The sequence below is a fragment of the Bradyrhizobium retamae genome, from assembly GCF_001440415.1.
GTDB lineage: Bacteria > Pseudomonadota > Alphaproteobacteria > Rhizobiales > Xanthobacteraceae > Bradyrhizobium > Bradyrhizobium retamae.
Map to the genome: position 1 here is coordinate 278660 of NZ_LLYA01000112.1, position 24253 is coordinate 302912.

Sequence of the window (24253 nt, forward strand, 5' to 3'; positions counted from 1 at the left end):
CATGGGCGGCGAACGGTTAGTTCTTTAAATTTGCCCCTGAGATGGGGAAGTTGCGTCTGTGGGCATGATCGCAACCGCTGTTGTGATCTTAGCAACAGCGGTTGCGACTATCGCACAGACCGGCATGCTAAGGTTCGCAGGCAAGAGGGAGCGGGGGCGGCATGAAGTGGAGCGCATTGAATTATGCTGAGGCGGCACTGACCGTGTTCGCGTTGCTGTTTGGCAGTCTCATTTACGAACAGTTTGGAATTTCGAACATCTTCATCAATGTCGCAACCATCGCCGTGGTGGCCTCACCGATCGCAATCAACCGTTTCTTCCTGGAGGCCGGCTTAAGCAAAAGATCGATGCAGGCCGTTATCGGTGGATACGCTGCTTGCAGCGTTGTCGCCGCGATGGCGCTGAGTGGCGGGTACGCGAGCGACTACCTGTTTGTGCCGATCGTGTGCGCGATGTCGCTTCCGCTGCTACAACGATTGTCGAACCAATCTACGATTCCGCGTTCGGTTCAATCCGGACACTGACGGCGCGCCGCGCCACGGGCATCGGTCGCCCGGTCGTAGAACTTCGCCGCGATGCCGGAGTACCAAGCGCCGTACATCGACCCCACGCCATCGCCGCTGCCGCCAGCCGCAGCCGCCGCCACGTATGCCATCAGCGTCGCGTCTGCGAATGATAGTTCACCGGCAAGGGCATCAGTGAGCCGCTTTTGCAACGCCTGTTCCTCGGCGGGGCCGACGAGCCCGGCCGAGGCGATCTTCCGGGCCTCATTTCTCAGTTCTTGAGCGAACGACATCACCTCCCCTTTCCGAATTTTCCGAAAGCATATTCGAGCGGCGAAACCTGCTCGCCGTTGCTCTGCCGGGCCAGAGCGTCGATTACCCGGTTGGTCATCACAGAGGGAAATCCAGTCGTGGCTCCCAGCGCATTGGAGAGCGCCTTCGCATCGCTGCGGCTGAACTCGCTATCGACCGCGCCAACGGCCTTGCCGATGGTCCAGACAGGCTTCGCCAGATCACCAGTGATCGAGCCATACGCCCCGCCAGCGCCATAGCCCTGAGCCACAGACGCCATGTCCCGCACGAACGGCAGCGTTCCGATCACCGAGAGCGCGGTTTTCTTGGCGAGCCACAGCGCGGAGTTCTCGTCATCGTCGCCATCATCACCACCGCCGAACACTGCGCCGGCAGCGGCGCTGGCAGCGGCACCAACAAGAGCCTCGACGCTGAACAGCAACACCATATCAGCCGCCAAAGACGCCGCTTCCAGCGCCGACGCCTGCGACGCGCCGCTCTCAGCAAACACATGCTGGGCCTTCTTGCCGCGCTCGTATGCGACGTTGGCCTTCGCAAACATGTAGCTTCCGAGGGTGGAGAAGAGCTTCACGAACTCATTCTGCCGGGTCATCGTGCCGAGCGAGCCGCGCTCGATAGCCGACCTGTCGGTGAACAGGCCCGAGCCCTGGGCGCGCTTCACGAGACCATCAGCATGAGCCACGGCGCGCGCTTCATCGCCGCCGAACTTCCGCAAGCCCTGCTCATAGCCAGCGATCCACGTCGGGACGTCGGCGAAATGCCACTGCACTTTCTGCATCAGCCAGAAGGCGGCCGGACCCCAATAGTCCTTCTTGAATTCCTTCCATCGTGACGGGGTTGCGCCAGACGCGCTGCTGTCCAGGAACGCGTTCATGTCCTTGTTGAACGTGGTTTGCCGCGTCGCCATGAAGGGCGACTTGGTGACAGCTGCGCCGGCAGCTGCGGCCGGGTCGCGCACCGTCTTGGCGATGCCAACGGCCATGTCCTTCTTGCCGACCACGACAAAGGACTGAGTAACGCCGCTGATCTGTTGGAGCGCGTTCGTCAGGTTCAGGCCAAGCTTCGCCGCAGTGAAGTTGGATCGCAGAGCCATCATTGCGGAACCGACAGCCGTGGTCGCGCCGAGCTCGCCTTCCGCCGCGTCTTTCAGCCACGCTTGCAGCGCATCGAAATCGGCCGATCGGCCGGCATTCTCCAGTGCGCCACGCACGCGCCCGTCCTGGATCAGCCGCCAAGCGTTGGCGACCGGCTCGCTCATCTCCAGATCATAGATCACCTGATTGACGTGCTTGTGCATCACGCCCATGTCGAGCGACACGGGTCCGACGCCGACAGCCGTACGCTCTTTGGTGTGGCCGTTCTTGGTCTGAGCCTTGCCGAATTTACCGGCAATGAGCGACTGCGCGATATCGACCGTCTCACGGTCAGCGGTGACTGACGAGAGACGCGCGTCGTATTTGATCGGGTAATAGCCGCCAGCCAGTTGCTTGCCGCCGATCACGACCGGCGACGCCTCGACCCAGCCCGGCTCTACGCCGGTCACGCGCCGCTCGCGGGCAGCAATATCGCCTTTGAACGAGCCGACATAATCCCACACCGATTGGATGAAATCGGCATCCTTGGCCGTTAGACGGTTTGCCAGAATGTGGTTGATCTGGTCATCCGTATACTTGTGCGGGTTGACGTCGCCCGGCTGCTTGGTCAGGCGCGACCGGTTGCCCTCGTTTCCGGTATTGAGACCGAGCGCGATCAATTCCCATTTCGAGAGCGACTGACCCAATTCGGGCAGGAACATGCGGGTCGCCATCTGACGCCGCTCATCCTTGTTGTAGACCGAATAAAGCCCCTCCAGCGCCGTCGCCGCATCCTGCTTGCGCACAATCAGCCGGTTCTGCGCGGCGTCGATCGGAGCCTTCATCGCCTGATAGGCGTCGCCCTGATCCTTGAAGCCGTCGATCTCGCGCAGCAGCGTGGTCGCATTCAACACGCTGTTGAGGTAGCTACTGGCGAGGTTGCGCAACTGCTCGGCCTCGGTGCGCACGCGGCCAGGCGGGCGCTTGGGTAAATGCTTGTCGATGCCATCGGCGATCGCATCAACGGTCGCGTTGAAATTGCGCTGGTTGGTCGCGTCGATCAGATCATTCCATCGCTTGGCGATGTGCTCCAGGTTCTTCAAGCTGTCGACCACGCCGCGCAGTTCGTCCATGGCGATGGTCTTGTACGGCCTGGACAGGGCGTCGCGCATCACGCTTTCCGGGATGGCAAGCTCGTTCTCGCGCCCGGCCGCGATCATGCCAGCCACGAAGGCAGTCAACGATCCGCGTCGCTGTTCGGCCGCGCCGCTGACCTTGCGGAAGTCGTACCGCTCAAGCAATTCGTCGATCGCGCCGAGGTAATCGAACTGGGCGTTGTCGCGCCGGCCGGCTCCGGCAATGGCATCGCGGCTGGATTTGCCGTTCAGGCGACCAACGTAGTTCTCGGCACGCTCGACCTCATCGGCGGCTTTGCTGGCCTCGGAGTACAGCGCGTGATTGAGTAACTGCCGGCGCTTGGCGTCGATCAGCTTGGCGACGAGATCGTTGTAGCCGAGGCTTGTCGCTGACCGATCGCCGCCCTTGATAATCCGGGCTTGACCGTCTTTCCCGATAACCTCGCGATCCGGAACGGTATAGCTTGCAATCGAGGTCTCAAACTTGGCGTTGTTCGCCTCGATCGCGCCGGCAACCGCACCAGGCGATCCCTCGCCGCGCACCGCCGCCCGCGCCGCCGTGCCGATCTTGCGCCGGGCATTATCGAGCCAGATTTTTTCCCGCGCCAGGGTCGCACCGAGCCGCGCCGCCTCATCGGCCGCCTTGCGTTCGGCAGCGAGGAACCGGTTGGCGTTCATCGCGTCGCGCGTCCGCATCCGACCGATCGTCTGCCGTGCCGTGGCGCGCGCCTCTTTCATCGTCATGGCTTGGCCGGCCCCGGAGACCTCGACCACCGCCTTGAGTTCAGCGGCGATCCACATCCCGCGCTTGTCCGTGTGGACGGCATCCAGGGCCTCGGCCTCGATCGCGCCGTCATTCAACGCATCTCCATGCCGGTCCCGCATCACGCGATCGGTTTCGGCCTCGATGGCGTCATTGCGTTTCGGGGCCTTCTCCAAGGCCTTGATCATTTCGTCTCCTGACGAGAACCCGAACAGGGCCGCAGCATCGTCGGGGTGCACTCCACCCTCAACCGCGTAGATCGTCTGCTTGCCGCGCGGCAGGGTCTTGAGGACGCCTTCGCCGTAGGTAGCGACCAGATCAGCGCGCGAGAGACGCATGTCGGAGAGGGTCTCAGGCGGGAGATCGCCAAGCCATCGCCGATTGCCCATCCACTCCAGCGCGCGGAACATCGGGAAGGCGTTGACCTCACGTTCGACCTCAGCACGGACGGTTTTGCGTTCCTCTTTGAACCATTTCTCCTGTTGGCGTTTAATCGGAGCCATTGTCTCGCGCAGCAGACGCGCCTTGGCCTCATCCTGCGCCTGATCCCGCAGCTTGAGGAAAGCCGCATACTGCTCATCCGTGAGGCCCATGCTTTCGGCCGTGGCGAATACCGGGCCGGCGTCGCCGGTTTCCGCCGTCGCTTTGGCAATCTCATCATCCGACGCGATCATGCGATCGAACACGGCGCGGATATCATCCGACACCGTGACGTTCAGGCCGGACAGCCGGCGATAGACCGAGATCAGCCACGCGCGGAACTTCTCGAATGCGGAACGCAGTTCGACGGACGGCGCTTTGCCATCCATCAAGTAACCCTCGAAAGCCCGCGCCCATTGCTCCTGCATGCCGACATCGATCGCAGCGTCTTTCTTCACGTTGCCGGTCGAACCGTTGTCGATTACCGCCTGCACATCCTCAGCCGTCACCTTAACATCGGGCTTCACCCGCACGGCATCCTTGGCGACATCGGCCGCGTTTGCCCGCCACCAATCTTTCACAGTCGCGTAATCGGCCGCCGCGCCGGTCTCGCCGCGCGTCGCCAAATCCCGCATCACGGTCAGGAAGTAATGACCGCTTTCGTGGAGCATGGTCGAGAGATCGGCCGACTGAAACAGCCGGATCACCGTGTCACCATTGCCGACACCAGCGGCCGGAAACTGGATCGAACCGCGCGGGCCGGGATCACTGGACTGCCCATAGGCCGCGCCAGCCTGAGCCTGCTGTATGGCTTGCTTGATCGTGGCATCGTCGTCATCGAGCGACACGCCGAGGCCCGACAGATATTGCTCGATGCTGTCCAGCGCTTCGCCCTCAGCAATCGCCGGGTTGGCCTGCTGCTGAGAGGAATACTGCGCATCCCCGCGCAACTCGCGATCGATCGCGTCGAACAGCGAACGCGTGATATCCGGGACCTCGCGCCCTTCGGCGAGCGCCGTCTTGTACTCATTGACCGCAGGATCGTCGGACATGAACCCCGCGTCGATCGCCGCGCGCGCGACCTCATCGGCCCCGTGTTTCTTGCCGCCGCCGAACATGTCGCGCATGCCGGCGACCGCGCCACCGCGCGCCAGCTTGAGCGACTTCTTGCCCTTGCCGCGCGAGACTGTTTCGGCGTTGCGAGCCTTCAACTCGCCGCCCGGATCGTTGATGCCGCCGTGTGCGTCGATGAACTCCAGGAGCGTTTGCCGATTGTCCTTGACCGTCTTGCGGGACCGCGCTTCCGCGAGCGTCCGGTTCAGCGCATCGACATCGCGCAGCTGCATGCCTTCGGGGATCGCGCCTTGCACCTGGGGCAGCGGATATCGCTGCATGAATTCTTTGGTGGTCATTCCCGAGCGTTCGGCCATGACGCGGTAAAACGCCGGATACAACGTGGCTTCCGTGGTAGCGACATCAGTCGATCGACCGGCAGAGCGCAACCGCGAGACCATCGTGTCATAGATTTCCTGCTCGTATGAGCGGAACTCTTCCTCGTACTGGCGGACATTCTCCGCAACCTGCCAAGCCTCCTCCATCGCGTCTCGTGACCGCGCGTTGAACTCTGCGGCCTCGACCGCTGTGAACTGTTCGGGATCGAACCGCATGTTGTCCATCAGGAACGCGTCATGCTCCGAGCCCGCGATTTTCGCGGCATAGGTCGCGGTCGGGATTTGCAGATCGCCGCCGCCCGCAATCGCCGCATCGAGATCATCGCGCGACACGCCTTCAAGCTCATCGACCAGGGCATAGGGATCAACGCCGATCCCCTGGAAGTATTCGACGAACTGGCCGGCCGGGACGTAGACGTTCTCGACCGGCCCGTTCGCGGTTGCGGCCTCGACGAACTGGCGAAACTTCTCAGGCATCCGCGTGCGCAGGATCGAGGACTGCGCTTGCCCTGACAGTTCTTCGAACAGCGCGCGCCGATCGCCCGCGTCTTTGGCCTTGCGCGCGGCCTCCATCACCCGGCCGCCGCCCATGCCCGCGACCTCGACGGGCGCGGTGGCGAACTCGGCAAAGCCTTCAAGCAGGATATCGCCCAGGCTGATTTGCTGCCCGGCCGCGACTTGGCCGCCAGCCTCGCCGGCCGCACCCATCGCGGCTTGCGTGATCGTTTGCAGGATCATGTTTCCCGCGTGCGATTGGACGAGCATCTTGCCCGCCACGCCACCCGACAAGCCATCCATCAGGCCGATAACCAAGCCGCGCGCGTCGCCGCGCTTGATCGCCTCGCGCATCAGCGCCGGATCGGAGATCGCCTTGCCCGCGCCTTCCGGCGTCGCGATATCGATCCCCTTTTCCTTGAAGAACTCAGCCGGCGCGCTGCCCTTCTCAGTGACGGCCGAGTTGACGCCCATGAACGTCGCGCCCGCAGCCGGGCTGCGCGTGACGGCTGTGACGCCGAGAACCGCCGCGAGCGACGGCAGACTTTCGGCCGCCGTCTCACCGAGGAACGCCGAGAACGACCCGAAGTCATTCGCGATGGCTCCCATGAACGACCCCAGGTCGCCGGACTTCGCTGCCTCATTCCAGTTATCCCGGCCTCGCGTGCCAGCGGGAGAAAGGGGGATTTCCCCGATCCGCTTATTGATCAGGCCGACTTGCTGTTGAAAGTACGCCGCCGCCTGTTGCTCATCGGTGCCGGTCAACGTCGCATAGCGCGAGGTCAGGAAGCGCGTTCCGGCGTTGAGCAGATCGATAGGGTTGGCGATCGGCTTGTTCGCGATCACGCTGCCATCAGCGCCACGGATCGCGGTTTGATCGGACAAGATGTCGCTGAAACCGCGCATCTGATCCTGCGCGCGCTCCGCTGCCGAGTTGGCGAGGAACTGATTATAGGACTGCGGAACACGCCGGACGCCACGGCTAAAGGCGTTCTGGCCCGCGCCGATCGCGGTTTCCCACCAGGACAGCCCCGAGAGATCGTCCTTGGCGACGACAGCGTTCTCGGGGTTGCGCAGCCATGCCGCCAGACGCGGCGAGGATGTCAGGATCGTACGATTTTTCTCGCGCTCGATCGCCTGTTGAAAGGTGCTGCGATATTCCTGCACCATCGGCGCGGGCGGGACCGGGAGCCCAGTCGTCTTGCCGAATTCGTTCGCAAGGTTCAGGTCGCCCGCGAATTCGTCAGGCGAAGTGGTCGCGCTGTCGAGCACGACCTGAGCGGAGGCGGCCTGCTGCTCGGCCTGCTGCTGCTGGCGCTTGGCTTCCCATGCCTGATAATCGATGAGCGTGCTAGACATGAAGTTGACCTTTCGACGGGAATTTGAGGTAGTAGCCCTGGGCGTATCCCGCATTCGGGATCGCGATGCCGACACGCTTTAAGCGCTTGCGCAGATGGCAAAGAGAGAATTTGAAATCATCGTAGGTATGGGCCTTGACGTCGGTAGCGCGATCCATTGCCGCGATGATCGCCTCCGTTGACACGGGGTGCCCTTTCCCCTTCCAGACAGCGCCGAGCATGCGAGCTTGCAGCGCCGGAATGCGAAGGATATCCACCACCATATCCACGGTGGGTTCAGACACGGCCTGACTGCAACACGGGCACGGGATCACCGCCCGAAGCCCCGGCGCTTCGCCTCTGCGATCACGGCGCGAATGACCCGGATATCATTGCCGGCACCGGTCCGTTCCAGCGTGTAGGCTGTCCCTGGAGCAATCTTTTCGAGGTGCTCCATCACGAAGCGGCGGCCGAGGTCAAGATCGGCGTCCGCAATATTCTCGGCCCGACAGACCTCCAACCCTTCCGTCATGCGCTGAACGGCTTGTTCGGCGGTCGGCTCCGTGAGGCTGTTCGCTTGTAGCTCGTGAATGACGTTCACCACAGCGAACAGTTCTTTGGTGTCAGTTCCGGAAGCCATGGCGTCCGCGATCAAGCCATCGCCAGCGGCTTCGATCGCGCGGGCCCGCTCGCCGCCGTCGCCGTCTCCGATCGCGCTCGCTGCGAAACCACCGAGAATTTCGGTCACAGCCTTTGCGTTGCTATCAACCGCGTCATCCTTGAACAGCTTCGCCGCAACGTCGTCTGGCTTTGTCGCTGCAACGGGGCCGGCAGGCGACGCAGGGCTGACGGCCTTGCTTGCGTCCGCCACCGCTGGGGCGCTGACCGCAGGCGGCTGCTGCGGCTTCGGTGCGTCGTTCGGAAAGAGCAAATGGGCGGGATCATCAGACATAGGCTTTCTCCCTCAGATATCGTCGCTTTTCAAAAGGTCCGCCCACGCCTTCGCCGCTACGTCAGCGACCGCGCGCGTCTGACCATACCTATCGATCCCCGTCGTAAACGCGGTCAGCGAGGCAATCGCGAATTGCCCGAGGTTCTTCCGACCGACAACAGCATCACTGGGTGGGGCGGACGCTTCACGTAGCGCCTTCCAAATCTTGCGCTCAGTTGCGGACATTTCTGCGAACACCGCCTTGAACTGGGCGACTAGATCGTCGGCGCGGGAAGCGAGTTTCACGATTGCCGCCGCGTGATCCTGCGCGATCTCAAAATGGCGAAGGTGATAGGCGGTAACTTCCGCTTCGCTTGCCTTCATCTGCTGCTGCTCGATCGTAAGCTTTGCGCGAGCCAGCACCGACACATCGGCCGTAATCTGCCGAACGTCCGCATTGATGCGTGCGAGCGAAGCGGCGGCATCCTGGTCGCCTGCGACGGCCGGGAGTGCGAAGGACTGCGCTTGCTGATCCAGGACCGCAAGACGCTCGCGAGCGGCTCCGATCTGCTCTTCGATTTGATCGACGGTCATCAACGGCGTATCCATCAGATGAACTCCTTCCAGGCAGACGTTGCCAGTTCCGTCACGGTTTGCGAGTGCTCCGGCTCGTATACGAGCCCGCGTGCGTAGTGAGCGAGACGTCGCCGGCCGGAGACAGCGCCGCTTACAAACGGTGTCCCATCCTTGACGCCTTCACGGTGAAGCGCGTTCTCCTCGGCCGCGATGCTGTCCAGGATAGGGCGAAGCTGTGCGATCAGCGCGTCTGCCTGTCCAGCAAGGGCGACGATGTTCTGTGCGTGTTGCGATACGGTTGTCATGGTGGTGTCTTTTCAGGTTAGAGGGTCATAGTCGGAGTTGGCGGTACCGCCGAACGACGGCCACATGACCGGCTCAGGGGTCGGCGGCATTATCGGCTTGTAGGCCGGCTTCGGCGGTGGCGCGGCAGGCTCGGCCCGCTCTGCCGGGGCAGCTTCTGACGCGGGCACGACGGTCGCGGCGGGCATGGCCGGCGGTGCTAGCAAAGCTGCTGGAGTAACCGGCGGTGCAAGCCTATCGGCATTGGCTATCGCCTTTACGCGAGCGAGGCGTTCTGCCAACTCATCGACGCCCGCGATCTTCACCTGCTCCTGGAAGGCGTTCACGCGGACATGCTTGCCGATCAGTTCCAGCCGGCGCAGTCGATCGCTCAACTTGATTTTCTTTACGTGGCCGACTTGCTTGCGATCCTCGCCCGACCCTTCGTAGAGCGCGTCAATCTCGACACCGGCAACGAGGCCTTGCCGCCAAATCTCGGGCCATTCGTCTATCGGCTTTAGATCGCCGCTCTCGTCATAGAGGTCGGCAAGATCAGCCTCGGCCTCAGCAACGAGGCGCTTGAGCACCCAGGCGGCATCAGTCTCGGTTTTCTCGGAGCGCTTGATTTTCGCCGCGTCGATCGCGGCTTTTATGCCAGGGTGATCGAGCAAAATGTGACCCTGCTGATTTGCCGTCTTCTTCGAATAGCCGGCACGGATCGCGGCTTTGCCAGCGCACATGTCGAGCAGGTATTCCTCGACGAAGCGTCGCTGTTTGGGCGTCAGGGCCGGCATGGGTGCATCGGGTGTCATCACGTCCGACGCATAGGGGCGGAATGGTTGTGGCCACCACTCGATCAAGTTTTATCAACGTCTGACGGCGCAACGGCTGCAACCGGTGCAGCCGGTTTTTTCCTAAGACTTGCCGTAAGCGAATGTATAGGCGCGTATATACTTGTGCATACGGCTGGCCTAAGGGGGATGCAGCTACTTTAATAGAATAACCGGTTGCAGTGGTTGCACTGGTTACAAGCCTGATGTCTCAAGGGATTTTCTGCAACCGGTTCACGAGGCAACCGGTTGCACCGGTGGCGGTGCAACGGGTTCGCGGAATCTGCAACCGGTCCGCAACCGGTTCAGCAGGGCGAACCGGTTGCAGCCATCGGGCCCGTGGATAGGCGGCAACCAGCGGACCACCCGCACGAAAAAACCGGCAAGGGCTGCCCCTGCCGGTTCACGTTGCGCGCGGATCAAGCGCGGCCGTCACCAATGTGTTGCCGGCGGCGGATCGCCTGGGCACCACCATTCGGCTTGGTGCAAGTCGCCACGCACATAGGCCTTGACGTTCTGGCCGGCCAAATCGCGAACGCCGCCATCCTTCCGATCGAAACCGAGCCCTGCCATTGCCGCCTTTATGTGAGAGTGATGCGCCTTGTTCAGCTTGTTAATGCTCTCGGCGCTGTCGAACCCTACGAGCTTCCAGACATCTACCACCTTGATCTTGAGCGGGCCGGCCGGTATGCGGCTTCCGAGGATTTCCAACCACGGCCCAAAATCGGAAGCCTCGCGTGTGATTTCCGCAGCGGCTGATTTTAGATCGGGATCATCCAGCCATAGCGCTTCGTTCGGTTCGGCCGCGACGGCCTCGGCCCAGAGCTGATCGCGGATCGCCGCAATGCCAGCAGGATCAATCCGACTGCCCCTGACAATCCAGAAGCGGCGATTTCCGGTGAGATCGTTGAGGTAGTGGCTTTCGTTGGTTGTGCCGAAAAGGACAAATTGCCGATCCCGCGTGACGGCATAACGGCCATATGCCAGCCTCGATCGGTCCCGCGTTGTCGTGATGAACGACTTAACGCGGTTCGTGTCGCGCCGGCCCATGCCGTCAAGCTCGGGCATCTCGATAATCCATGCCCCGGACGCTTTCTCGATTGTCGTCTTGGCGTCAGCGCCAACCTCAAGCTGATCGGTGAACCAGCTTTCGTTATGGCACAGGGCACGGATGAGGGATGACTTTCCCAGGTCCTGAGCACCTTCAAGGACAAGCATGGCGTCGAACTTGCAACCGGGTTGCATCACACGACGGACAGCCGCAGAGAGAATTTTGCGGCCGAACGCCCGATTGAGCGGCGTGTCGTCAGCGCCAGCGTAGTCAATTAGCCAGGCATCAAGCCGCTCCACACCGTCCCAACGAAGGCCGGCAAGGTAGTCGCGGACCGGGTGATACGCGCGCCGCTCGCCGATCAACGCCACCGCGTCAGCGATCTTGTCTTTTGCTGGCTCTTTGCCGTTGGCCGCATACGCGACCGTGAACCGGATTTCGGCAAGCCGCTCATCTGTCATTGGAACGACACCACCGGGGAGATGGATTTCAAGTTCGCCGGATAGGCGGTTCAGCTTTACGAGCCACTTGCGATCTATCAGCCATTGCTCAAGTTCGACGTCGAACCGTTCGACCCCGAGTATCTGACTGACCCGACCGTTAGGCGCGGCGTCCCGTTTAGACGGCACGATCTCGGTGACTAGGGCGGGCTTTGTCGCTACAGTCTGCACGAAGGGACCGGCAGGAGCCGGAGGCATGTCGGCGGCCTTCTCTGGCGCAGGCGGCTTGGGCGGCGACCACGGGCGAACGGTGTCGCGCATGAACGTGTCGAGCCGGGCCTTGTCCCAGCCGTCACGGATCGCGTCGGCGACCTGGATCACGGGCTCATCTGCTGCGACCATGACGCGCACGGTGCATTTGAGCCCGGTCAGGATGTTTGCGATCTCATCGGCTGACCTATCAGCGGCCGGCCAGATCACGACGTTGCGCCCGCGCAGCGGCGTCCAATCGGTATGCTTGACGCCTTGCGTTCCGCCCGCCCAGGACAGGACCGTCCGCGCCGTCTCCCCTGCCAGCGCGTCGCGGCCCTGCTCGGTCCCGACGACGATCACCTGCCGGGCATCGCCGAGCGTATCCAACCCGTAGAGCGGGAGAGTTTCAATAGGCGCATTCATCTTCGATCATCGCCTGCAGGTAAGTCGTCGGAAGTTTCTGCGGCGCGCCGCGAGCTCTCGATGGAGCGCGTCATAACGACGGTAGACTTCTTCCTCCAAGCCGAGGCGCTGAACCACGCCAATCAAGCGCTGTTGCGTTCCTTCGTCCTCGCAGGGATGGTCAATTCCACTATACAGAAAGCGCGGCCTTCTGAGCGTGAAGAGAGGCGGGTGGCCGAACTCAACCATCGGCAGGATAACCACCGTGCCGTCTGGCCGCTTGCGACACAGCGGATAGAGCCGCCCGTCGAAAATCAATAGCGACCCGCCCGGTTCAGTGATCCAGCCCTTTGGGAAGAATACCCACTTATGTACTCGGTGAAGTCGCCTCGCTTTGTCCGCGATGCGCGGATCGAGCGTATCGAACGGATCGATATCGGTGACGGTCCAATCTTCGATTGAACGACAGTGCGCGTTCATTGTGTGTGCCCTTACATGGTTGCAAGGGGCGCGCCGTTGTGCGAATATCGCAACTGCCACGTAGCGATTTTCGGAAACAGACCCGCCCTCGGTGAGAAATCGCCGGGGGCTTTTCGTTGCCCTCGGCGGTTGCGGGTCAGGCGGCTTCGCTGGTCGAGCGCATCGGCTTGGACAAGACTGACGCCGCAAACGCATCGAGATCGATATCTGTATAAATGGCGCGGCGTGGCCCATCCTTACGAAAGATCGGGCCGTCACCCTTCCAGGCGAGTGTTGCGAGAGTTGCAGGTGATCGGCTTATGCCGTGGCGCTCCAACAAATAGCTGGACGCCTCCCGGCGTGAAAAATATCGAACGGCATGATGCGAATTGCTCATCGGGATGTCTCCGAAAATTAAGATCGCACCGATCATCTGCTGGGATAGTTGTTTCTTATAATTGCTATTCGATGATCAACGGTGTTCTAGAAAACAACCATCTCCGGTCATGACTGGTGTCGATCCCAATTCTCGACCGACCGGAGAAGAATTTGAGCCGCGCCCGACCAGCCGCCATCCCATCAGGATCATGGCCGCGCCGCATGAGCGCCGCGCTTTCAGCCGGCTATTGCGGCGAGTCCACGATAGAGGCATTCTTACAGAGGGTTGGGAAGGAATACCCCCAACCACGCGTATTGGAGGGGCGGCGGAAACTATGGCTGAGGGACGATCTGGATGCGGCGATAGCCCCGGGCGTGCCAGGAGACATCGCAGAGGATTTGTGACTTTGCAGCTTCCCCGCCACGTTCGGATCAAGAGGCTAAAATCTGGCGCGACCTCGTACTATTACGAGGTCCCGACCAAATACCGAGCCATGAAATGCCCCGTTCCAAGCGAGCCTCTAGGTTCTGATTTCGCGCTCGCGTGTGAGAAGGCAAACACCCTCAATAGACTGTTCGATGAATGGGATCAGCAGCGCAAGGGCCAGCCGATCGAGACACCCGCAGCGCCGAAGATCGGGACCGTCGATTGGCTATTCCGTGAATACAAGCAGAGCTTGGCCTACACCAAGAAAGTGGCCGTCCGCTCGCGACGAGACTACGAATGGGCAATGACCCTGCTTTGTGATGCTCTCACCAAAAGCGGTGACAGAGTTGGGTCTAGGCCGATCAGGACCATCACGCCACGAGGCGCGGACAAGCTCTATCAGAAAATAGTCATCGGCCCGAACGGGCGTCGCGACCGCACGGCCGAGAAGGTCGTGAAGCTATGCCGCAAGGCATGGCGGGTTGTGCACCGGCTGTTCCCGGACGAATTCCCAAAGGACGTGCCGAACCCCTGGTTGGGCGTCACACTCGAAAACCGGGTAAAGAAAGCGAAGCCGGCCGTCACGCGTGATGACGTCTATGACTTTGCGCATGGCTGCATCGCCGCAGGCGAGCCGGAAGTTGCCGCCGTAGCCGTGATCTGCTTTGAGTGGCTACAGCGTCCCGAGAACGTCATCGCCGGCTACATCAAATGGAGCGACTACCGCGCGCCGAGCGCGCCGACGATCGTCCGGGTGGCTCATCACAAGACGGGTACCGTCGCCCCTCACCCTCTGGAGGAAACGCTACCTGACGGCACCGTGTTCAAGTTCTACGCCGACGCCGAGGAAGTGTTGGCAGCAGTGCCGCGACGCGGTGTGTCAATGATACTGCGCGAAGTCTCGAAAGGCGTTGCCAAGCCGTTTGCCTTCCCGACGATGCAGCACAAGGTCCAGCGCATGCGCAAGAAGCTGGGCCTTCCGGCGCACTTCACCATGGACGCCTGCCGGCATGGCGGCATGACCGAACTGGAGGAAGCGGAGTTGACGGACGGCCAGGGCCGCGCGCTGTCAACGCACAGGACGCAGCAGTCCTATGAGGGCTACGCGAAGCGCACTGCCAAGCGCATGTTGTCGGCGACACGCAAGCGCCATGCGCACCGGCTGGCAGAGCAGAACGAACCGGGGGATTCCGTTCGGAATGAGGCACCGGAAACCGTTCGGAATGGCACCCCCGAACAAAGCAAGATTACCTCATAATATCAATTGGCTGGGGCGGGAGGGATCGAACCTCCGAATGGCGGAATCAAAATCCGCTGCCTTACCGCTTGGCTACGCCCCAAAAGGCCGGGCCGGGACGCGGGACCGATGCGATCCGTATCCGGCACCGCCGGTCTATAGAGGGAGCCGCGCCATTTCAACAGGCAGCGGGGGCGAATTTCACCCCAAAATCAGCTCCCTCGATCTGACCCTTTATAAAGGGTCACTGCTTCCGGTCTCCCGGGGCCGGTTTTTCGCGCCCGGGCGGGACCGATACCGCCCACCGGAGAGTTGAGAGAACCCCGGTTTCGTGGGAAGACGGCGGCAGCTCACTACCCAAAAAGCGAGATTTTCGTCATGACTTACCGCGCGCCGATCTCCGATATCCTGCTCGCGCTTAACCACGGCGCCGGCCTGCAGGCGGCCGTGAAGGCCGGCCATTACGGCGATTTCGACGCCGAGATCGCCGCCGCCGTACTGGAGGAAGCCGGCAAATTCGCCGGCGACGTGCTGGCGCCGCTGAACCGGGTGGGCGACGAACACGGCATCAAGCTTGCCGACAACAAGGTGACGACAGCGCCGGGCTGGCCGGACGCCTACCAGCGCTGGGCCGCCGCCGGGTGGAACGCGGTTTCGGGTCCAGAAGCGTTTGGTGGCCAGGGTCTGCCGCTCGCCATCAACGCCGCCTGCACCGAAATCTGGAGCGCGTCGAACATCGCCTTCGGCCTCTGCCCGCTGCTCACGCTCTCGGCGATCGAGGCGCTCGACGCCCATGGCAGCGAGGAACTGAAAAAGGTCTATCTGCAAAAACTCGTCTCCGGCGAATGGACCGGCACCATGCAGCTCACCGAGCCGCAGGCCGGCTCCGACGTCGGCGCACTGCGCACCCGTGCCGAACGCGCCGACGATGGCACCTACCGCATCAAGGGCAGCAAAATCTTCATCACCTATGGCGACCACGACATGACCGACAACATCGTTCATTTCGTGCTGGCGCGCCTGCCCGATGCGCCCGCGGGCACCAAGGGGATTTCGCTGTTTTTGATTCCGAAATTCCTCGTCAACGCCGACGGCTCGCTCGGGGCGCGCAACGACATCTATCCGTCCGGCGTCGAGCACAAGCTCGGCATGCACGCCTCCCCCACCTGCACCATGACGATGGGCGATCATGGCGGCGCGATAGGTTACCTGATCGGCGAGGAAAACAAGGGCATGCAATGCATGTTCACGATGATGAACCAGGCCCGCCTCGGCGTTGGCCTCGAAGGCGTCGGCATTGCCGACCGCGCCTATCAGCAGGCGCTGGCCTTTGCGCAGGAGCGCAAACAGGGCCGCGCGATCGGCAAGAAGGGCGACGGGCTCGACCCGATCATCGTGCATCCCGACGTCAAGCGCATGCTGTTGCAGATGCGCAGCATGACGGCCGCGGCGCGCTCGATCTGTTACGCGACGGCGGTGGCGCTCGACATCTCCGCCCGCGCCAAGGACCCGAAGGTACGCGCCGATGCGGCCGCGCGCGGCGCGCTGCTGACGCCGATCGCAAAGGCATTCTCCACCGATATCGGCAACGAGGTGACGTATCTCGGCGTGCAGATTCATGGCGGCATGGGCTTCATCGAGGAAACCGGCGCCGCGCAGCATTATCGCGACGCGCGCATCACCTCGATCTACGAGGGCACCAACGGCATCCAGTCGATCGACCTCGTGACGCGCAAACTCGCCGCGAATGGCGGCGCATCGGTGTGGGCGCTGCTCGACGAACTCGGCGGCATCGTCAAGCAGGTCGAAACCTCGAACGATCCCGCCTTCGGCACGACCGGCGCGAAACTGCGCGAGGCGCTCGGCTCGCTCGAGCGCGCCAGCAAGTGGCTCCTGGAGCGCGTGGCGTCTGCGCCGAACGACGCGCTCGCCGGCGCCACGCCTTATCTGCGCCTGTTCGGCTCGACGCTTGGCGGCTGCGTGCTAGCCGGCGAAGCGCTGGCCGCGAAGAGCCATGGCGATGCCGGCGATCCGCAGCGCTACGTGACGGTCGCGCGGTTCTTTGCGGAGAATATTACCGTGCAGGCGGGCTCGCTGGAGAAGACGGTGACCGACAGTGCCGATGCGGTGAACGGCGCGGATGCGGCATTGCTGGGGTAAGCCCTTGCCGGTACCGCACGCAAGTCCCAAAAATACACAACAAGTTCCATTGTGCCGCTCGTGGTTTTGAGGCAACACCCTTGAAAAAACAGACAGTCCCGTAGTCTCCGGCCGTTGCGCATTGATTTCGCAATCCGAAGAATGAACCCTGTCGCGTGCTTGTGTAATCAGGCTCATGCGGAGCCTTGGGAGGCCGGATCATGGACCCTTGGCGATTAGCGACGACGGCGCAGCGCCGCATCAACATTCTCGCGGGCCTGGCTCTAACGAGCTGGGTTCTCATTTGTTCCGCTGGCTTCGATTCGGCTTCCACCGAACGCGTCAGCGCTTCTGTCATCAGCGCTTCCACCAGGAATGCCGCTGCTTCCATCGAGAACGCCGACGCGCCTTCAGTCGTGGAACGTCAAGAGCCATCTCTCACCGCAACCGCCGCGCCCACGCATACGCCGCCTGTGATCGCCCTGGCAAGCGCCGCCATCGATGCCATCGATGTGCCGATCCCTACCGCATCCGTGATCGAGAAAGCGCCTGACACAACGAAAGCCCCTGACACAACGAAAGCTCCTGATACGTCGAAAGCTCCTGACACGACCGCGGGCCCGGATGAGCCGAAACCAGTTGTCGTGGCCACGCTGACCGATCCGGCGGAGATACTGCCGCCGGAAGTTTCTTCCGCCGAGATTGCAACGACGATGACGCCCGATTCTGTACCCGACAAAGCCGTGCAGGCAGTGCGCACCATCGAGATCAACGAGGAATGTCTGGTCGCGGAGCCCTGCATCGATCGCTATTTGTGGGCTCTCTACGAGCGCGCGCCCAAGATCGACGCCATCAAGGTGCATGAGCGGAGGAAAGTGACGGTCAAGAGGAAGGGCAAGACGGTGACCGTCACCAAAACCTTTACCAGGCGTGTCGACGAGGATTTTACGTGGAAGGACCCGAAGGCCGCGGAAAGAGCCGGCATGAGCATGATGGACTACGTGATCGGCGGCATGGACAAGAGCTTCAAGCTAAAGCTCTTTCATATGCTCCACGCGGCGGAGCAGGCCGGGCTGTCGCCCGGCATCACCAGCGCGTTTCGCGATGACTACCGTCAATCAATCGCCAGCGGCCTGAAGGCGGCAAGCGATCGGTCCTACCATGGCGGGAGTTTGCGTGGCGGCTACGGCCGCGGAGTCGCGGCTGACCTGGTGAGCGTCAACGGCGCAAGCCGGGCGCAGCGATGGGTCTCCACGGAAAAGTTCTGGAAATGGATCGATGAGCACGGCAAGGAATTTGGAATCGGACGGCCCTACCTCGACAGGGATCCGCCGCACGTCGGGCCGATCGACGGCAAGGAATATGCCTCTCGCCGCGGCGGAACGAAGACGCAGGACGTGCAAGCGAGCGCAAAGAAGCGCGTCCGTGTGACCGCACGGCACGATCACAAGCGGCACGATCACAAGGCAGCAAAACAGGCGAAAACCGCAAAACCGGCGAAAACCGCGAAATTGTCGAAAGGCAGGACCATGTAACCGGTCCAACGAACGCGCTTACCGCCGATGACGGGTTCGGCGACCTCTCTAACTTAGCTAGCGTCGCGAACTGGCCGCAGCGACCGTCAAGGCGATCGCTGCGGGATCGCAGCAGAGCACCATCAATAATATCAGCCAGCGAACCGCGGCTTCGGGTGCAGCACCGACCATCATCGCGAGATACTGGATCGGTCCGGCGGATGCCTCGATGCGCGAACGTTCGCCGGCCAGCGCCGCGCGTTGCGCCTGCAGTCCAACCAGCGTTGCGGTGGCCGTCTGGCGCTGCGTATCCAGCCCGTCACGTGTCGCGCGCTCGTGTGTTGCGATGTTGATGGCCCGCGTCACCCGGCCCCGCCGTGTCGATTCATCCACGGCACGGTCGATCTGCGCGATGCGGTTGGTCAAATCGGCAACGACAGACGATTGCGCCGAGACGCGTGCGTCCAGCGCTTCGATGCGCTCGGTGACGCCGGAGCGCGCCGTGGCCGCGACGCTGACATGCGCCTCGACCAATTTGCCGAACACGCCGGCGGCGTTGATCAGCGCAAGCCCGGCAACGAGCGCGACCATGACCGAGCGCATTTTCCAGTTGGTCCGGCGCCAATGCGCCGCCAGCCATCCCGCGATCACGAGCTTGCCGGCCTCCATCGTGGCGGCAAGCACCATCACGGCAACCGGATCACCGGGAAATATTTCGGCCATGCCGGCGACTGAAAAATAGGCCGCGACCGTTGCCAGCGCGAGGGCTGCAACAAGGGCAATGGTGCGGCTGGTGGCTGTAGACGTGGCGGGAACGGCCTCCGCCACGATGGGCGCGACGGAAACCGTCAGCGGCTCGAGCTGCGCGTTGGGCGCCTCCGGCTCACCACCGAGCTCGGTTGCCTTGACGTCTGCTGCCTTGTCTTCGGCTGTCTTGTCTTCGGCTATTTTGGCCTTGGCGGCCTTGGCCTTGGTACTCTTGCTAGCCTTGGCGCGACCGGACGCGGAAGAGGAGCGGCTGCGCTTCGCTGCCGGCAAGGGCGCCTCGTCAGATGGTTCGACGCTCATCTCTTCCGCAGGTGTCGCCACTAATCTGGGCGTACGATTTGAGGCATTAGCCAGGCTCTCAAGCTGATGCCTGATGCGCGCAGCATCACCCTCCCCCGTCAGCTCGGCCGCGGAGATCGCGTGCGTGGTCGGGCGGCCTGTCATGCAGCCCCCCGCCTCGCAAGTATGAAAGCCAGTCTCGCTCCGGTGAACGGCCGGCCTACACAACCGTCCGTCTCGACAGCATACCCGGAGCTTCCGTCGACGGCCGCAAACGCGGCAACAACCGTACCCGATTGACGACCGTCAACGACGTGTTCGGCTTGCGTGCCAATCGCAAACTTCGACATCGAAAACTCCTGCGCGAACTGTTGATGCGATTATACCCGCACCAGCAGACATTCGCTCCTTAACGATGCGTCTTCCGGAATTTAGGAAGATGGTTGTTGCATGAATGTCTCATCCTGCTCCCGGAAGGGAACGCTCTGCACACGGAGCGCGAAACCAACACGGCGCAATGTCCGGATTGAGTCAGAAGTGCGCTTCGAAGCGGAAATCTGCCGATCATCTGAATTCATCGCGAGTCCGCCCGGTGCAATACAGAACTGTTGCCGCTTGACGACAGTCATCGCCATTCCGGCAGGGCAACCGTAGTTCTACGCTTTGCGAATCGTCCGCGTCGCCACTCTACTGTCAACGCAATCTGTATTCCCTGAGCGTTCTATTTTCCGTGCCGCGCCAGAAAAGGCGTTGGGGCTGAAGTGCGTATTTTTACGGGCCGATTTCCCTACGGGGCGCCCCGAAGACCACGGTGTGAACCGTGGCTGGCATGAACCCTGCATAGGTTGAACCAAGCAAGCCAAACGAACTGATATCCAGCAACGAAGGTCGCCATGCTCGTTACTCTCGTCGCCGTTCTCTGCAACAGCCAACTCTGTCTCGAAAAAATCGTCACCACCAGTGACCAGTCCGGCATCACCATGAGCGCCTGCGCGGTCAACGCGCAGATTGGAATCGCCGACTGGCTCGCCAAGGGCCCGTATCGCGAATGGCGATTGCAGCGCTACAAGTGCGTGCTCGGAAAGTACGTTCCGAAGAACGAAGCCTGAGGCGCCGCAGGCTGCCTCACGCTGGCGCGGTTGTTTGCCTGATATAACGAACTTGTTTGCGTCAACGTTCGTAAGCATGATCTCGCCTTCTCGCGGCGCGGCTAGCGCCACCTGCGCTGGCACCTCGAGAGCCCCAGATACCGCGCCATGGGCCGGAAATCGCTGTCGTTGTGGAGCAGTGACCGGCGATTCTCGATGCACCAGGTGCCAATCAACAGATCGATTGTCTTGCGTACCGTGATGCCGCGTCGGCGTAGTGAACGGAAGTTGCGGGCCGCGGCGGTGGCGATTACGTCGCCGGCCATCGGCACGATCTCGAAGCGGCGCAGCAGGGCTTCGACCTCTCGCGCCGCCCGCTCGCTGTCGAGACCTTGCAGCACCTCGCAAAGCATCAGGTCGCCCACAACGATCTCTTCTGTGCCGAGCAGCGCACGGAGCCGCCGGACATGCGGCGCATTGCGGCCGTTGAGGAAGTCGATCCAGACGCTGCTGTCGACGACGATCACCCGGCCGCTCGTCCCTTGCGGCTCCGGGCGAGGTTGCCGCGCCAGCGGTACTTGCCGAAGGCCTTGCCGACCTCCTGCTGACCTCGCAGCCTGATCATCAAACGGAGCGCCTGCTCCACCGTCTGCTTCTTGGTTTGCTGTCCGGAGGCTTTTTGCGCTTCCGCCATCAGCGCGTCGTCGATCTCGATATTGGTGCGCATGGCCAGCGCTCCGTCGCTATGTGTATAGATCGACACTACTATACACATGCGCACACCACAAAAGGCGCCACGGAATTATGGCGATGGGTTTCGCTTCCGCCTTCGCTCGTTGAGCTACGGCGGACAAGTCGCTCTACCCATCCTACAGAATTTACGCAATCGGCTTCAGCCCCGCCTCGATCGCAGCCCTTCGCGGCTCCAGGAACGGCGGCAGCGCCAGTTTCTCGCCGAGCGTTTCCATCGGCTCGTCGGTCGCAAAACCGGGGCCGTCGGTGGCGATCTCGAACAGGATGCCGTTGGGCTCGCGGAAATAGAGGCTACGGAAATAGAAGCGGTCGATCTCGCCGCTATTGGGGACGCGGAGCTCGTTCAGCCGCTGCGTCCAGGCGTGGTACTGCGCCTCGTCGGGGGTACGGAACGCAACATGGTGGACGCCACCGGCACCTTGGCGGGCGATTGGCGAGGCCTTGTCTTCGAGCACATGCAGCTCCGCCGCGGGGCCGCCTTCGCCCATCTCGAAAACATGTATCTCGGCACCGTGGGCGGCATACTCGCGCACGCGGCGCATGTTCATGACCTCGGTCAGCACGGACGCGGTCTGCGACAGCTCATGCACGGTCAGCACGATCGGACCGAGCCCGCGGATCTGATGCTCTGCCGGCACCGGGCTGCGCTCCCACGGCGAAGCTTCCCCCACGCCACCATCGTCGACCAGCACCAGCCGCTGGCCTTCGGTATCCTCGAACGGCAGCGTCAGCCGGCCGTCGACCTCGACGATATCGCCGGTGACGCCGCCGGCTTTCTTGAGGCGATCCCGCCAGTAGCCGAGGGTCTCGCCGGCGACGCGCAGCCCGGTGCGCGAGATCGAGTTGGTTCCGCGCCGCTCGGGCGCGGCGGGAAAATCGAAGAAGGTGAGATCGGTGCCGGGATTGGCTTTACCGTCCGCATAGAACAGGTGATAGGCGCTGACGTCGTCCTGGTTGACGGTCTTCTTCACCAGCCGCATGCCGAGCAGGCCGGTGTAAAACGCCAAATTCTCCCGCGGCTTCGCCGAGATCGCGGTCAGATGATGAATTCCGCCTAGCTGCATTGCGTTATCCTTGTAGTCACTTCGGTGGGCGGGACAGTTTGGCCTCTTGCTGGATCATGTAGGATGTGGCCACCGTCATTGCGAGCTGACGGGGCGCGCGAATGCGCGCCCCGCTTGCAGTAATGACGTACATAACAACAAGCTACTTGATCAGTGCCATGAATTCGCTTCTCCGTCCCATCCTTGCATTGTTGATCTTGTTCGCGCCTGCGACGCCATCCCTCGCGCAAACCACCGCGCCGGTGGACCTGCGCATCCTCGCGATCAACGATTTTCACGGCTACCTCCGTCCGCCGCCGGGCGGAATCACGATCGCCGATCCCGAAGACAGGGCGAAGAAGATCACCGTCGAGGCCGGCGGCGCCGAGCACATGGCGACGCTGGTGAGCCAGCTTCGCGACGGGCACAAGAACTCGATCTTCGTGGCGGCCGGCGACTTGATCGGCGCCAGCCCATTGCTGTCGGCGATGTTCCATGACGAGCCGACGATCGAAGCGCTGTCGATGATGGGGCTGGCGCTTTCCTCCGTCGGCAATCATGAGTTCGACGAGGGCAAGGACGAACTCTTGCGCATGCAGAATGGCGGCTGCCATCCGGTCGACAAATGCCAGGGGCCGCACCCGTTTACGGGCGCGAAATTCCGGTTATCTCGCCGCCAGCACGATCGAGAAGAGCAGCGGCAAGACGGTGTTTCCTCCATACGAAATCCGCGCGTTCGACGGCATTCCGGTCGCCTTCATTGGCCTGACGCTGAAAGGCACGCCGGGTCTCGTTGCACCTGTCGGCGTTGCCGACCTGGAATTCCGCGACGAGGCGGATACGGTGAACGCGCTGATCCCTGAACTGAAGGCGCGCGGCGCCGAGGCGATCGTCGTCCTGATCCACGAAGGCGGATTGCCGACCGGCGATTACAACGAATGCCCTGGCGTTTCGGGGCCGATCGTCGATATCGTGAAAAAATTCGACAAGGCGGTGGATGTCGTGGTCTCCGGCCATACTCATCGCGCCTATGTCTGCGATATCGACGGACGGCTCGTTACCTCCGGCGACAAATACGGCACGCTCGTCACCGCGATCGATCTCAAGCTCGATCCCGTCACGCGCGACGTCATCAGCGCCAAGGCCGACAACACGATCGTCCGCACCGCAACGCTGGCGAAGGACGCCCAACAGACCGCGCTGATCGAATCCTATGACCGGCTGGCCGCGCCGATCGCCAACCGTCCGGCGGGCTCGGTGACGGCAACACTGTCGCGCGTGCCGAATGCCGCCGGCGAGAGCCCGCTCGGCGACATCATCGCAGATGCGCAACTCGCCGCGACCAGCAGCGAGACGAAAGGCGGCGCGGTCATCGCGTTCACCAATCCCGGCGGCGTGCGCGCCGACGTAACGCGGAAGGAAGATGGCGCGGTGACCTATGGCGACGTGTTCGCCAGCCAGCCGTTCCGCAATCAGCTTGTGACGCTGACGCTCACGGGCAAGCAGATCAAGGACATGCTGGAGCAGCAATGGCTCGATCCGAAGCGCCCGCGGATCCTGCAGGTGTCGAAGGGATTCGCCTATGCGTGGGACGCGACCAAGCCTGACGGTGAACGCGTGCTGCCCGAGCGGATGATGCTGAACGGGCGACCGATCGATCCGGCCGCGAGTTATCGCGTCACCGTCAACAATTTCCTTTTCGTCGGCGGCGACGGATTCACCGTGCTCACGCAAGGAACCGCACCGCAGGTCGGCATCTACGACGTCGACGCGCTGTACGCCTATTTTGCGGCAAACAGCCCGGTCAGCCCGACCGCTGCCGATCGCATCACCAGGATCAACTGAGCGGAAAGGCCGGAGGCCTTTCCGAGCGGCCCTCAAGAGCCTAGATTAGCCGCTCCTTACCGGCGCGCC

General features: G+C 62.4%; 19 protein-coding genes, 1 tRNA gene and 1 pseudogene. 7 read left to right on the plus strand and 14 right to left on the minus strand.

The window, feature by feature from the left end; genetic code table 11:
* Window positions 1–161: 161 nt before the first annotated feature.
* Entirely contained in the window at window positions 162–524 is a 363-nt protein-coding gene (locus CQ13_RS13500; RefSeq protein WP_057843346.1) for a hypothetical protein, read from the plus strand.
* Here CQ13_RS13500 and CQ13_RS13505 read toward each other — a convergent pair.
* From CQ13_RS13505 to CQ13_RS13540, 8 genes are all read right to left on the minus strand, one after another.
* Window positions 509–796, minus strand: a complete 288-nt coding sequence (locus CQ13_RS13505) for a hypothetical protein (RefSeq protein ID WP_057843347.1) — start codon at window positions 794–796, stop codon at window positions 509–511. The genes CQ13_RS13500 and CQ13_RS13505 overlap by 16 nt on opposite strands.
* Complete coding sequence (locus tag CQ13_RS13510) at window positions 796–7512, minus strand: hypothetical protein (protein ID WP_057843348.1); 6717 nt, start codon at window positions 7510–7512, stop codon at window positions 796–798. Before CQ13_RS13510 ends, CQ13_RS13505 begins: the two co-directional genes overlap by 1 nt.
* Window positions 7505–7795: a hypothetical protein gene (locus tag CQ13_RS13515; protein WP_245309166.1), complete on the minus strand. Its 291-nt coding sequence runs from the start codon at window positions 7793–7795 to the stop codon at window positions 7505–7507. Before CQ13_RS13515 ends, CQ13_RS13510 begins: the two co-directional genes overlap by 8 nt.
* Before the next feature lie 26 nt (window positions 7796–7821).
* A complete protein-coding gene (locus tag CQ13_RS13520) occupies window positions 7822–8442 on the minus strand; it encodes a prolipoprotein diacylglyceryl transferase (RefSeq protein ID WP_057843350.1) in 621 nt (206 codons plus the stop codon).
* Window positions 8443–8454: 12 nt separating this feature from the next.
* On the minus strand, window positions 8455–9030 hold the full coding sequence (locus CQ13_RS13525) for a hypothetical protein (protein ID WP_057843351.1): 576 nt from the start codon (window positions 9028–9030) through the stop codon (window positions 8455–8457).
* A complete protein-coding gene (locus tag CQ13_RS13530; RefSeq protein WP_057843352.1) occupies window positions 9030–9302 on the minus strand; it encodes a hypothetical protein in 273 nt (90 codons plus the stop codon). Before CQ13_RS13530 ends, CQ13_RS13525 begins: the two co-directional genes overlap by 1 nt.
* Window positions 9303–9314: 12 nt before the next feature.
* A complete protein-coding gene (locus CQ13_RS13535) occupies window positions 9315–10073 on the minus strand; it encodes a terminase small subunit (protein WP_082637472.1) in 759 nt (252 codons plus the stop codon).
* A gap of 468 nt (window positions 10074–10541) precedes the next feature.
* Window positions 10542–11981, minus strand: a complete 1440-nt coding sequence (locus tag CQ13_RS13540; RefSeq protein WP_197427327.1) for a virulence-associated E family protein — start codon at window positions 11979–11981, stop codon at window positions 10542–10544.
* A 132-nt stretch (window positions 11982–12113) separates the two neighbouring features.
* Between CQ13_RS13540 and CQ13_RS44385 the strand changes: the two genes are divergently transcribed.
* The gene (locus CQ13_RS44385) at window positions 12114–12575 is read left to right on the plus strand and encodes a hypothetical protein (protein WP_197427328.1); all 462 of its coding nucleotides are present in this window, start codon (window positions 12114–12116) and stop codon (window positions 12573–12575) included.
* Window positions 12576–12870: 295 nt separating this feature from the next.
* On the opposite strand, the gene CQ13_RS13550 is transcribed toward CQ13_RS44385, so the two are convergent.
* Window positions 12871–13146 (minus strand): hypothetical protein, encoded by a 276-nt coding sequence (locus CQ13_RS13550; protein WP_245309167.1) that lies wholly within the window; start codon window positions 13144–13146, stop codon window positions 12871–12873.
* 622 nt (window positions 13147–13768) lie between these two features.
* Here CQ13_RS13550 and CQ13_RS13560 point away from each other — a divergent pair.
* Window positions 13769–14776: a hypothetical protein gene (locus tag CQ13_RS13560; protein WP_156433654.1), complete on the plus strand. Its 1008-nt coding sequence runs from the start codon at window positions 13769–13771 to the stop codon at window positions 14774–14776.
* A 7-nt stretch (window positions 14777–14783) separates the two neighbouring features.
* Here the strand turns inward: CQ13_RS13560 and CQ13_RS13565 are convergent.
* Window positions 14784–14858, minus strand: a tRNA-Gln gene (locus tag CQ13_RS13565).
* Window positions 14859–15133: 275 nt separating this feature from the next.
* On the opposite strand from CQ13_RS13565, the gene CQ13_RS13570 reads away from it, so the two are divergent.
* Together CQ13_RS13570 and CQ13_RS45595 are read left to right on the plus strand one after the other, a co-directional pair.
* A complete protein-coding gene (locus CQ13_RS13570; RefSeq protein ID WP_057843357.1) occupies window positions 15134–16915 on the plus strand; it encodes an acyl-CoA dehydrogenase family protein in 1782 nt (593 codons plus the stop codon).
* Between the two features lie 200 nt (window positions 16916–17115).
* Window positions 17116–18429: a D-alanyl-D-alanine carboxypeptidase family protein gene (locus CQ13_RS45595; RefSeq protein ID WP_245309168.1), complete on the plus strand. Its 1314-nt coding sequence runs from the start codon at window positions 17116–17118 to the stop codon at window positions 18427–18429.
* 57 nt (window positions 18430–18486) lie between these two features.
* Here CQ13_RS45595 and CQ13_RS13580 read toward each other — a convergent pair whose 3' ends face one another.
* Window positions 18487–19620: a hypothetical protein gene (locus tag CQ13_RS13580; RefSeq protein ID WP_156433655.1), complete on the minus strand. Its 1134-nt coding sequence runs from the start codon at window positions 19618–19620 to the stop codon at window positions 18487–18489.
* A 728-nt stretch (window positions 19621–20348) separates the two neighbouring features.
* On the opposite strand from CQ13_RS13580, the gene CQ13_RS13590 reads away from it, so the two are divergent.
* Entirely contained in the window at window positions 20349–20564 is a 216-nt protein-coding gene (locus CQ13_RS13590) for a hypothetical protein (RefSeq protein ID WP_057843360.1), read from the plus strand.
* Between the two features lie 101 nt (window positions 20565–20665).
* Here the strand turns inward: CQ13_RS13590 and vapC are convergent, their stop codons facing one another.
* From vapC to CQ13_RS13605, 3 genes are all read right to left on the minus strand, one after another.
* Window positions 20666–21070 carry a type II toxin-antitoxin system VapC family toxin gene (gene vapC, locus CQ13_RS13595; protein ID WP_057843361.1) on the minus strand — a complete coding sequence of 135 codons (405 nt, stop codon included), beginning with the start codon at window positions 21068–21070 and terminating at the stop codon, window positions 20666–20668.
* On the minus strand, window positions 21067–21270 hold the full coding sequence (locus tag CQ13_RS13600) for a type II toxin-antitoxin system VapB family antitoxin (RefSeq protein ID WP_057843362.1): 204 nt from the start codon (window positions 21268–21270) through the stop codon (window positions 21067–21069). The genes vapC and CQ13_RS13600 overlap by 4 nt, the downstream gene beginning before the upstream one ends.
* Window positions 21271–21421: 151 nt before the next feature.
* Window positions 21422–22360, minus strand: coding sequence for a ring-cleaving dioxygenase (locus CQ13_RS13605; RefSeq protein ID WP_057843363.1), 939 nt, complete (start codon window positions 22358–22360; stop codon window positions 21422–21424).
* Between the two features lie 158 nt (window positions 22361–22518).
* Here CQ13_RS13605 and CQ13_RS13610 point away from each other — a divergent pair.
* Window positions 22519–24184: pseudogene (locus tag CQ13_RS13610) on the plus strand (bifunctional metallophosphatase/5'-nucleotidase).
* Window positions 24185–24253: the final 69 nt, after the last annotated feature.